An 11,892-nucleotide genomic window follows, 5' to 3' on the forward strand; every position below is an offset into this window, starting at 1 on the left:
CCTATGAATCAACCTATTAAAAGAAGATTGCTATTTGGAGAACGTATGTTATTGGGAGACGGCTCAGAACCCTTTAACGCAGTTATTCCGTTCAGACTGAGAGGTACCTTTACTTTAAAAGATATCCAGCAGGCTCTGGCACGAATCCAAAATAAACACCCATGGCTGAGAGCATTGATCAGCCATGATGAAAAAAATATTCCATGGTTTAATGTTCCTGAAAAACCTGTTTCTATTCCTGTAAGAATCGTCACCAGACAAAGTGAAGATCAATGGCAGGAGGAATCCAGGAGAGAATGGAACACCACTTTTAATTACGAAAAATTTCCCCTGATCCGGTTTATCTGGATCAGAGGGGAAGACGTTTCTGACATGCTGTTTGCGTTCCACCATTGTCTTTGCGATGGTGGTTCTGCAATGGCCTTTTTAAAAGAATTTCTTATCGTTCTGGACAATCCGTCTGCCGATATCGGGATAGAAAATCCCATAATGGGAATTCAGGATGTGGTTCCTTCCCCTATTCTGAACAGCAGAAGACAGAAACTGAAAGCCAGATTTATCGGAAGACTTGCTGCTACTGCCATCAAATGGCTTCCGGTAAACAAAAAACCTGTTGAAAGACAGAATGACTATCTGATCCATGGAAAACTGGATGAGGAAACAAGTCAGCAAGTGATCGCTTATTGCAAATCGCAGGAAGTTACTGTCAATACATTTTTGAGTGTTGCATTGTTACATTCATTTAAAAAAGTAAGAGGTAAAAAATCTTTCAATAAAGTTTCCTGCCCGGTAGACATCCGACGTTTTGCCAAACAGATTAAAGCAGATCATATCTTCGCTTTCGGGCTGATGATTGTGATTTCCTTGGATGAAAAGCTAAGCTTCACAGAGAATCTCCGTGCCATGCAGAAATCTGTAGAACAAAAAGCCTCAAAACTGGATCCTTATATCACCATGATGGTGATGGAGTCAGGACATGATGCACTGAAAAGTTTCACAAGGCTTTTAAAGAACGGAAAATCTTCCAACGACTGTATGTTTTCTAATCTGGGACCACTTCAGATTCCTCATGAGTATAAAGAGTTTACAGTAGAGACCATCTTCAGTCCGTCAGTCATTGGTCCGCTCGGAAACACCACAACTCTGGTGGTTTCTACTTACCGTGGAAGGATGGATTTTTCAATCATGGGAAGCGAAGGTTATATACCTCATACTGAAGTAGTAGCCATCCGTGATGAAGTTATCAGAACAATTCAATCACAAATAAAACAGACTGCAGTATCATGATCAAAAGACCTTTAATGATGGTGGAAAGGATCATGTATGTAGATCCGGAAACACCTTTAAATTGTATTTATACAGCAAGAATCAAGGGAGAAATTCCTGAAGAAAATTTTAAAACGGCTTTAATAAGAATCCAACAGAAGCATCCTATTCTGAGAACCAATATTGATCATAACAAAGGGCGCTACCCTTTTTTTATGGGACAAAGAGATATTGAACCTATTCCCCTTCGTATTGTGGAGCGTAAAACAGACGAAGATTGGTTTAAAGAATCTGAAAAAGGATGGTTTAAACTTTTTGAAACTCCCAAAAAACCACTTGCCGAAGTAGTATGGGTAAAAGGACAGGGTACTTCCGAAATCCTTTGGATTATGCCTCACTGTATATCCGATGGGACCACCGGTGTCACTTTACTACGTGAACTTCTAAGCTTACTGGACAATCCTTATGGTCCGTTAATTCCTTATGTTGCTTTTGAATCTGTTGATGACTTCCTGCCTTCGGACTTTAACATCGGAATAAAAAAATATAAAGCCGGTCTTTACCTTCTGTTTGCTAAAATATTCTTTTCCATACAGAAGAAAAGTAAAAAGAGAAATCAGGGAAAAAACTACGCCATTCATTGGAAAATGACTCCAAAGGACACCAAACTGATCACTGAAAAATGTAAAGCCAACGGAATTTCTGTGCATGCTTTACTTTGTTCTTCGGTGATGCAGGCGTTTCGTGATGTTCAGGGAGACCGCGCCAAAGGTAAGGTAATCAGTCCTGTAGATGTACGTCATTTTATCCCGGAAATTAAAGATGATCATTTGTTTGCTTTTGCCCCAACGGTAGAACTTTCCTTAAAAAAAGGCAGCCAGGATGTTCTGAGTAATGCCAAAGAGATCAAAAAGGATCTTATTGAGAAAATCAACAAGCTGGAAGCCCGTGAACTTCTGTGGATGGGTGAACATATGCATCCTGTTGTGGAACGGATGATCAACATGCTGAAATCCAGTGAAGGCGGACATGATGTAACCTTATCCAATATGGGAAAGGTAAATATCCCGAATGATTATAAAAATTTCAATCTGGAAACAGTCTTTAGCCCTACCGTGGCTTTCCCATGGCTGAACTCTAATACGTTAGTCACCAGTACATACAACCAACAGATGGATTTCACCTTCATGTCCAATGAAAATTTTCTTCCCAAAGAGGAAGCTCATCTGATAAAAGATAAAGCCATTGAGCTTTTGACCACCTCTCTATGAAATTTAAAATAAAACCTCCGAAGCCCAAACCTATAAAGAAAACCACCCTCAAACGCTTTCTCATTAAGCGTACGATTTACTATGTCCTTCCGAATGTATTTTTTAATTTCATTATTGCCTATGCCAGTTTCAAAGAATTAGGCTACACGCATTTTTTCTCAGGAACCCAAAATCTGGCCCGTCTTACCCTGCCGATGGCCATCTTCCTTCCGGTAGTTCTCACCATTGATATCATCAAAAGAGTAACGGATGCCGCCAGCCAGGAAGCGATAGAGTTTACGGTAGATGAACAGCTGAATATTAAAAAACTCATGACCAGGCTTAGCATCGTACACGGTCTGATTACAGGACTATTAGTTTTATCTCTCCTATTCATAGGACAATATAATTTCTCAAAAGATTATAAACTGGACGCCACAGCAATGGCAGTCGTGGTGGGAACATTGGCAGGAATTCTGTCAGTGATTTTTGTATATCTGCCGGTTTGGAGGTTGAGAAGATGGATGTGCAAAGTGAAATCAGTACCAGCAGAGGTAAATTCATGATTTTTAAACAAAAGCAGCTATAACACTGTATATCATTTTATTAAAATCAAAAAAAAGATAACAATGCCCGGATGATCATAAGGTCACCGGGTATTTTTAAGCAAAGACTTACTTAATTTTTTTCTTTAAAACCAGATATTTGGTAAATTTTTTATATTTATATGAAAAATTTACAAGAATTCTTCTTGGACAGAATGACTAACAATGTATGTACAAAATAACGGATCAGTTAAAGAATATAGGATTCAGTATCAATCGTTTAGATTACCTTATCAATAGAAATAACAACAAAAGAGAATTCAATACCCTGGAATATTTTTGTATCTATATCATTCTGGAAGATATCCAGTTAACGATAGATAATGTTCCCTACCCATTAAAAGGGGGAAATATTGCCTTTGTTGGACCACAAAAGAAAATCGTTTTTGGGGAGACCAAAAGATCAGATGTGTATTCCATTGCTTTTTCATCCAGTTTTTATGAAAGATCAACCAAAGACAGCCTTTTTATCAATTCACAGCTTTTTTATAATTATAATTCTGAAATATTTATTGCTCCTTTCTTCAATGCAGAACAGATGAGAGTGATATTCCTGGAACGTATGGAAAGTTTCAGAAAAAAGGATGAAAGCCTGTATATATCTGCTGCCCACAATGCCATAGAAAGGCTAATGCTGGATGCCCTTTTACATATTCCCACCGAAGAAATCAAAAAGGACATCAAATTTGACTATATGTACTATGTCAACCGCTTCAAAATTCTGCTGCAAAGAGATTACAAAAAGGCAAAGAAAGTGGCTTACTATGCGGAAGAACTTAATATCTCTTCAAGGAAACTTACCGAGATGACAGAGTATGTACTGGGCAAAACAGCCAAGCATATCATCATTGAAAAACTCATTATTGAATGCAAAAAAGCGCTGAATTTTTCAAATTCCACCATCTCTGAAATATCTTATGATCTGGGTTTCAGCAATGAAGGAAATTTCACCAATTTTATTAAAAAACATACCGGAAAAAATCCCTCAGAAATGAAATAATTTGTATATTTACATAAGTAACCTTTTGGGGAAAAATACAGGTTATATGCTTGCAAAGTACATTATATTCATTTTGTTCTATTTTGCTATTACAAAATCATTTGCCCAGGCAGCAGACGGTTTAAGGCTTAATGTAAGGCTTTATCCGGTACAGATGCTTGCTATAGGCTCAGGATTTTCGGACGATGGAAACGAAGCTTCCTTCCGGGAGGTTCAGTCTGTAACCATCTCAAGTCCGACAGGGTTTCAGCTGAATGCAAAATATAATGAATATCGCAGTACAATCGGTAATTCCGAAAGCAACAGAGAAAAGTTTGAAGAATATCCTCTTATCAACCATTCTAAAGGAGTGGTTCAGGAGCAATATCCTATCCAACATGAGATTGAAAATGCTATGGAAAATTTAAGCGTTAACAAAAGTGACGATGAAAATTTTTTAATATTAACTCTAATTTCTCAGTAAAAAATAAAGCAAGGCCTGAAAAAATAACTATGCACTGAATAACAATCTTGCGATTTATTCATTCCCTATATATTAAGTAAAATTAATGTTTAAGATTAATAAAGCATTCTTTTCACTTTATGGTGATTTTATCAACATTTAAATGATACTTTTTATGTAATTATTCATAAAAAGTACTGATCAGTGCGTACCTGTTTCTTCGTAAAAATTCACAAATAATAAGTATTTTTTCACAAAGATCCTGATGTTCTTTGTATTTACCTTTGCATCCGCAATTTTAAAAACAATTAATACAAAAAAACGTCTTTAACCTTATGAAAAATTTTATCTTAGCATCTTTTGCTATCCTTGGATTCTCAACATTACAGGCACAAAATGTAACGCTGAATGTCAGACTTAAGCCTATCCAGACGCTTGTTGTTAACAACGCTCAAAAAGTCGTTAATTTAGACTACATCACTAAAGATGACTATGCCAACGGTGTATCTTCTGTAAACGCAGATCATTTAAGCATTTACAGCACAGGAGGATTCCAGGTAAAAGTAAGAGGCGGTAACGATGTATTAGAGTATGGAGGTAAAAACATCCAGGCTAACACCATCCAGATTAAAGCAAGCGCAGGTTCTGACGCTGTAAACGGTGCTCAATATGCTCAGAATGTACAATTATCAACTAACGAAGCTACTTTGGTAACTTCTTCTACAGGAGGGGTAGACAAAAAAATTAACATTGAATACAAAGGAGCCGGAGATAATAAGTACCTGAACAATTATATTGCCGGACAAGATCCTACAGTATACACTACTGAACTTACGTATACCATTATTTCTCAATAATAGACATCATTTTGTAATGATAAAGTGTTGTACCTACCCCAGCACTTTATCAACACTTAAAAACTAATCTCCGTCATGAGCAGACTCTCTCTTCTCCTTTTCAGTCTTCTTTTCCTATCATCTTTTCACGGATATGCACAAACAGGGGTTTCGGTTTCACCGCCAAGACTGTACTTTGAGTCAGGAAACGGAAACAGCAATACCCAGACAATAACGGTAACGAATGTAAGTGCCAAAAATTCTCTGGATCTGGCTGTAAGTTTAGGAGACTGGGAATATGACGGCAAAGGTGAGAATGTAACGTATCCCGCCAATACCCTTCCCACTTCCTGCGCAAGTTGGGTTTCGGTCAAAAAAGAGGAGAATTACTTCACGCTGGCTCCCGGAGAAAAAAAAGATATTGAGGTTACTATTACCGTTCCTAATACACTTTCCAATCAACTGTCTACCCATACGGCTGTTTTGTATGTAAGCCAGATGAATCCGGTAGATGATGTGGATCATAAAGGCGCCAACATCAAGGTAAGCATCCGTTCAGGAATCAAATTATTCCACAAACTGCCTGCCGCCAAAACGAAAAAACTTGAAATCCAGAATCTGGTATACGGAAAAACAACCAATACAATCAACCTCTTTTTTGAAAATCAGGGCGATGTATGGGGTGACGGAAAAATATACACTGACTTTGTGAATACCCAAACCGGAAAAAAAGTATCACTGGATCCCGTTATCTTTTACTCTATGCCCGGAAATAAAAGAGAAATGGATATCGCTCTTCCGGCAAGCCTTGAAAAAGGAAAGTACACCGCTTCTGTAATGATTGATTATGGAGACAACAACAATCTGGAATTAGGAGAATTAAGTTTCAGCTATGAATAGTAAAAAATTCTTCTGTTTCTTTCTGTTGATTTCCCTGAACTGCTTCTCACAGATCAATTACAACTCCTGGGTGAACAGTTACCTGCAGATTAATTCCTACAGCGGAAATACCAATCCCGATGCTTATACCTTTACGCTGGCTGGTAACGGCGCATTTAATATTCCTTACTGGAAAATATCCATGAAGCTGAAGCAGCCTATCACTTCTACGGACGGAAATTATACAATGCCTGCCAACAAAATATCATTTCAACCGGTTTCCACTTCAGGACAGGCTTATCCGGGACCTGTGCCCACCATTCCTCAGATCGGAATGCCGTTAAATACTTTTCTTCAGGCCAACCAGGAAGTCTTTTTAATTCCACAGTCCAATGCAGCGTTGTACAATCAGCCCCCACAGCCCAACGGTTATTATAACCTGCAGGTAAAATACAGCCTGACCGTTATGGGAGGATCTTATCTGGGAAGCTACCCTTCCTGGACCCGATTTAACGCTCCGGTACAGTTTACAGCGTATGACCAGTACAACAATATTATCGGCAGGGCTGATCATAATTTCCAGATTCACATCGGAACGCTCAGCGGAACTCCGACCGATGTACCCGAAATGTCGCTTCAGTTTTCCGCAAAAGCAGTCAACGGATCACTGGAATTCAAAAGTATGCCGGATTATATCAACGGAGTAAGTGTCACCTATTCCAATGGACTGATTGTAAAAAGCAATACCAATTACCAGATCAAATTACGTTCTCTTCAGGGGCAGTTCAGCTCTCCGGCCGGAAACTACATTGCTTTAGGAACCGTAAAAATGAATCTCATCCCCGTTTCTGGAAACAATGGGAATGTATATCCTATTCTGCTGAGTGCTTCTTCCCAGCTTATTGCGACTGGAGGCTCCACCGGAAATTCAAGCTTATATTACGATATCAGATATTCCACCAAAGCCAATGATGAAAGACTGATTAATGCCAAATCGGAAGAATATTCCACCACTCTTCAATACGAGATTATCCCCCAATAACCATGCTTCAAGACCTGTTCAAAAAAATTTTTTTCATTTTTTTGATTTCGTTTCAGATATGGATTCCGGCGCAAAGCAGTTCCGGGATAAGTCTTGATATCCGTAATGAATCCAGAACAGATAAAACAGGCATTCTGGATCTGATCATTGTCCTTGACAATCAAAGCACAAATGATTTCAAAGGAAAAATAAACATTACGATTCCTCAAGGTTTCAGAAATATTTCGGGCAACAGTCTTCAGGTCGAAATGAAATCCGGTGAACATCTTTTCATTCCGGTAAAAATTGTAGTCAGTAATAATGCCGTTTCGGGTGAATCCCGTATGGCTTTCCGTCTTTCTGACCAGCAGAATAAAACAATGGCGGAAAAAGAAATACCTTACACCGTTACTGAAAACAATGCCATGCGCATCACGGCAGAAACTCCTCTGATTTATGTGAATAAGGCTACCGATTCGGTAGAAGTAAGGGCAAGGGTTTCCAATCTTGGAAACAGAAAGCAGCATGTAACGGTTGTCTTTAAAATTCCGGAAGCAGAGCAGGGAAATGCTTTTATAGAGAAAACAGGAAGTATTGGCGTGCAGAAAGATTCAGTCTTTGTGTTCCGTTTTCTGCCTTCCAGAATCAGATCCCGAAGCACTCAGATTTCCGTTAATATTGCAGGTTTCAGAGAGCCGGACAGAGAAATATTCGGTAATACCAGTGTTTCCGTCCAGAATGTTTCTTCGGTGCAGCGTTATGAGGATATGGAATCCACTGCTTTTTCCAACTTTACGCGGAATACCATCACGGCAAGTTACAGGCATGCCGGAGAAAACCTGGACATGTATCAATTGGTAGGTTCCGGAGGTTTCAACCTTCCTTCAGGATATATTTTCATCCGGGGGAATATCTATACCATGAAGAACCAGAGCGATCCCATTGTCAACAATACCTATCTGACCTATCACAGGGAAAACAGTGAATTCACCATCGGAAACATCAATAAATTACTGGAACTTTCTCTATTCGGAAGAGGGCTGGAATATTCCTACACTTCTCCGGATAAAGACAAAAAAATTGAAGCAGGTTTTGTAGACCAGACCTACAGCCTGATCGAAAGAAATTCTTTTCTGAAATATGGTTATGGATTTTACACCAGAGGAACCCTTGGGGCTCAAAATGCTTCCCGCAATCTCTCCGGAACATATATTTTCAGGGATGATCCTTACGAAAAAGCCAGACATCATGTAGCGGGAACAGATCTTCAGTATGCTTTCGGCAAAGACTGGAGAACCAACACCAAGGTGTATGGCGGACTAAGTTTCTACGAAAACAACCAGCCTGCAAAACCTTCCCTCGCTTTGGAATCACAATATTCCGGAATGATTAAAAAGGTGAATCTGAACGGAAATTATTTCTACAGCACAGATTATTATCCCGGAAACAGAAGGGGAATTTTGCAGATTCAGCAGAATTTCTCTACCATGATTTTCAAAGACCATAATGTGTATGCCAACATTACGGCTTCCCATTTTTCACCCAAGTTCTACTTTTACGACAACACCCTGAATTCGAGCAATCTAAGACTGGATACAGGAATCAACTTCCCTAAAAAAGGGAATTTCGGGATGGGACTTGGCTACCAGTATCAGGAAGAAAATTCCAATTCTTATAATACTTTCTTCAATGCCCAGCCTTATGAGAACACAAAACAGCTAAAAGCCCAGCGTTTTACGGAATACCTTACCTGGCTGAGCCCTGATAAGCAACACTCCTCCATCTTAAGCATGGAAACAGGATTGGTTCAATATCCCGACAACGACAAACAGCAGTTTCAGATGAAGGCAAGCGGAACTTACAGCTACAAATGGCTTACCGTGAACGGGATCTATCAGCACGGAAGTTATTTCCTTTCCGAATATGCTTTTTCAAAAATGATGAACCAGAACACTCCTTACAAAAAGCTTTCCCTTTCTGCTTTTGTGAATAAAAATTTCTTCAACCGTCAGCTGAATGTCACCTCAGGGGTTTCTTATACGGATGATGTTCTGTACGGAAAATCGCCTTCCGGCTTTATGAACCTGAAGTATTCAAGGGAAAAATATGCTCTGTACCTGAACTCATCCTACTTCAGTTATACTGCAGGAAGTTTCACCAATAATCTGTTGACCGTGGAAGCCGGTGTAACCGTCAACCTTAGAAACAGCACCCTTGATCCGGGTAAAAAGGGTGATATCAAAGCATTTGTCTATTATGACCTGAACGAAAATAATATCTATGATGAAGGCGACAAAGAAGCGGCTGGCTATCTCATTATGCTCAACAATATTTCATTTAAAACCGACCCGTCAGGCTCTATCAGCTACCGTTCTATCCCTTATGGAAAGTATGCCCTGAAACAGGTGATCCAGCAAGGCTGGTATTATGATGAAACCGAATTTACCGTAGACAAACACCACTACTCTTTTGAGATCCCTCTTCATCAAAACGGAACGACCCAGGGAAAAATAACCTATGATTTTGACACCAAAACAGCAGGAGATTTCACGCCCAAAGTCGGAGGTATTCTTTTCAATATTTACCGAAACGAACAGTTAGTACATCATATCATCACCGATGACAATGGGGAATTTGCCTCTTTCCTACCCTCCGGAAATTACAGGATTGAACTGAATAAAAACTCTCTGCCGTCCAATACCTATTGCGAACGCTCTACAGATACTTTCAAAGTGGAAGCCGGGAAAATAGTACAACTTGAGCCTTTTGTGATTAAGGTAAGGGAGAAGGTGATTAGGGTGAAGAAGTTTGGAAGTTAAAACTAATGTATACAAAATCTTTTTTATAAAGAAACACCGTTTCAAAGGATAATATTGAACAATACATTTATCAAAACTTATCTATATTAATATGTAAGTTTGAAAATATTATTTATCGGAGGGATAAACACAATATCTTAATATTAATAAATAACCTCTTCAATATAATATGAAGAGGTTATTTATCTAACTTTTTAATCTTTTATTACTTCAAAAGGCCAAGTGTAATGGCTGGAAGCAAAAGGGCGTTTTTCTTTCGGATAGACTATTTTAGCTTTTATTCTAAATTTTGTTCCTACAGGAAAATCAGTAGATAATACTTTAGAGCATTGTACAAACATTGTTTCCAAATATGGATCTTGATCAGGAAGAGGCTTGATGTGAACTGGCCCATGTTTGCCTCTTTCATTAGTTAATACACTTTGGACAATAATGTAATCATATTCTTCCATGATATTTAGTTTTTATATTTACTCAAATATAAGCTTAAATCAAAGTATAATAAATAGTTAATTTCCAACAACAATATTATAATGCTTGCTTCACAAGACTCATAATATATTCTAGATTTTCTGTATCCTTAACAATTATTTCATAGTCTCCATTTCCATTATGACCTTTAAGATCTGAGACATCTCTCATAATATTTTTAGGATCATCAAGATTGCCTTTTTTGAGATTGATCCACATTTTTAATGAATTGGCTTGAACTTCTATATCAATAACGTTTGTTTTTGCTTTAAATGCGATATACCATTTTTTGGGATGTACTTCTAACTCGGAAGATAAGTTTAAAATTGCTTGCTTATAACTTTCGTAAAGTTCAATTACAGAATCATTTTTACCCGAAAGATATAAGTCTTCAGTATATACAGTTACTTGTTTGGTTACCTTACTTATAACAGAATTTTGTTCAGATTTAACTTCTTTAATATTAGGAGCTGCTTTAGATTTTTTTATAGGATTAATCAGTATAATATCATTTTCATACTGCTTAATTTCCCAAAGCTCTATTGGTAAGTCTTTAAAGTTCGAAGCCTGTTTTTGAAAGTCTGTAAAAGCAGGAGACACAAAAACAACTTTCGACTGCGACCAATCAATATCTGCACGTTTAATGGTTTCATTCTGGCTTTCATTATACTCAACAATGAAATCTGCTTTGTATTCCAGCATTAGGTTTAAATACGAAACTCCTTGGTCTACTACGGAAAAGTGTCTGTCTTTTTTATATTCTATAATAACAAAAGAATTGTTTTCACTATCATAAGCTAAGGTATCAATTCTGTTCGCTTTTATAGTAAACTCAGACTTTATAAATTTCCAATTCGTTAATGTTTCGAGATTAGATTCAAAAACATTTTGAATATCTTTTTCAAGCTTAAATGATTTCTCTGCTAAGTTTTTTAGCTTTTTTTGATCTATATTATATAAATACATCTTATTATATACTGTTAAATTATATCGGAATCTTCTCCAAAATGTTCTTTAAGCATTCTTTCTAATAACTGAATGGCTCTGGATTCTGCAAACTGATTTCCATCAGAATATAGATCAAAAATTAAAATTCCCTTTTTCTGGTCTATACTATACTTAAAATAAAAATGATCAATATACTGTGCTCCTTTATGAGAAAGCAACTCATCAGAATCGTATTCCCAACTACGAATTTTATTATGATCTATTTTATCAAATAAATTTTCAATCAACTTTTTAGGATTAGCTGTTGTTAATCTAAGTGAGTCAGTTTTGGTTTTCATGTTATTAGTTTAAATTA

Annotated in this window: 12 protein-coding genes; 9 read left to right on the forward strand and 3 right to left on the reverse strand. The window is 37.6% G+C overall.

Translation table 11 applies throughout. The annotated features are described in order from the left end of the window. Positions 1-3: 3 nt before the first annotated feature. The 9 genes from RHP76_RS07445 (at position 4) to RHP76_RS07485 (ending at position 10,118) form a co-directional block, all read left to right on the forward strand. On the forward strand, positions 4-1,287 hold the full coding sequence (locus RHP76_RS07445) for a condensation domain-containing protein (RefSeq protein ID WP_311229865.1): 1,284 nt from the start codon (positions 4-6) through the stop codon (positions 1,285-1,287). Beyond that, on the forward strand, positions 1,284-2,537 hold the full coding sequence (locus RHP76_RS07450) for a phthiocerol/phthiodiolone dimycocerosyl transferase family protein (protein ID WP_311229866.1): 1,254 nt from the start codon (positions 1,284-1,286) through the stop codon (positions 2,535-2,537). The genes RHP76_RS07445 and RHP76_RS07450 overlap by 4 nt, the downstream gene beginning before the upstream one ends. Next, entirely contained in the window at positions 2,534-3,082 is a 549-nt protein-coding gene (locus RHP76_RS07455; protein WP_120231827.1) for a hypothetical protein, read from the forward strand. Before RHP76_RS07450 ends, RHP76_RS07455 begins: the two co-directional genes overlap by 4 nt. Positions 3,083-3,290: 208 nt before the next feature. Next, a complete protein-coding gene (locus RHP76_RS07460; RefSeq protein ID WP_120231828.1) occupies positions 3,291-4,121 on the forward strand; it encodes a helix-turn-helix domain-containing protein in 831 nt (276 codons plus the stop codon). A gap of 46 nt (positions 4,122-4,167) precedes the next feature. Further along, a complete protein-coding gene (locus tag RHP76_RS07465) occupies positions 4,168-4,584 on the forward strand; it encodes a hypothetical protein (protein ID WP_311229867.1) in 417 nt (138 codons plus the stop codon). Positions 4,585-4,898: 314 nt separating this feature from the next. Then, positions 4,899-5,420, forward strand: coding sequence for a hypothetical protein (locus RHP76_RS07470; RefSeq protein ID WP_114819220.1), 522 nt, complete (start codon positions 4,899-4,901; stop codon positions 5,418-5,420). A gap of 75 nt (positions 5,421-5,495) precedes the next feature. Then, positions 5,496-6,299, forward strand: a complete 804-nt coding sequence (locus tag RHP76_RS07475) for a fimbrial biogenesis chaperone (protein ID WP_311229868.1) — start codon at positions 5,496-5,498, stop codon at positions 6,297-6,299. After that, complete coding sequence (locus tag RHP76_RS07480; protein WP_311229869.1) at positions 6,292-7,320, forward strand: hypothetical protein; 1,029 nt, start codon at positions 6,292-6,294, stop codon at positions 7,318-7,320. Before RHP76_RS07475 ends, RHP76_RS07480 begins: the two co-directional genes overlap by 8 nt. A gap of 41 nt (positions 7,321-7,361) precedes the next feature. Then, the gene (locus tag RHP76_RS07485; RefSeq protein ID WP_311229870.1) at positions 7,362-10,118 is read left to right on the forward strand and encodes a hypothetical protein; all 2,757 of its coding nucleotides are present in this window, start codon (positions 7,362-7,364) and stop codon (positions 10,116-10,118) included. Between the two features lie 194 nt (positions 10,119-10,312). On the opposite strand, the gene RHP76_RS07490 is transcribed toward RHP76_RS07485, so the two are convergent. The 3 genes from RHP76_RS07490 to RHP76_RS07500 form a co-directional block, all read right to left on the reverse strand. After that, positions 10,313-10,570, reverse strand: a complete 258-nt coding sequence (locus RHP76_RS07490) for a hypothetical protein (RefSeq protein WP_288442946.1) — start codon at positions 10,568-10,570, stop codon at positions 10,313-10,315. Between the two features lie 76 nt (positions 10,571-10,646). Further along, a complete protein-coding gene (locus tag RHP76_RS07495; protein ID WP_311229871.1) occupies positions 10,647-11,555 on the reverse strand; it encodes a DUF5655 domain-containing protein in 909 nt (302 codons plus the stop codon). A 14-nt stretch (positions 11,556-11,569) separates the two neighbouring features. Further along, positions 11,570-11,875: a hypothetical protein gene (locus tag RHP76_RS07500; protein WP_168237359.1), complete on the reverse strand. Its 306-nt coding sequence runs from the start codon at positions 11,873-11,875 to the stop codon at positions 11,570-11,572. Positions 11,876-11,892 lie beyond the last annotated feature (17 nt).

Source organism: Chryseobacterium sp. SG20098 (assembly GCF_031844745.1).
Lineage (GTDB): Bacteria > Bacteroidota > Bacteroidia > Flavobacteriales > Weeksellaceae > Chryseobacterium > Chryseobacterium cucumeris.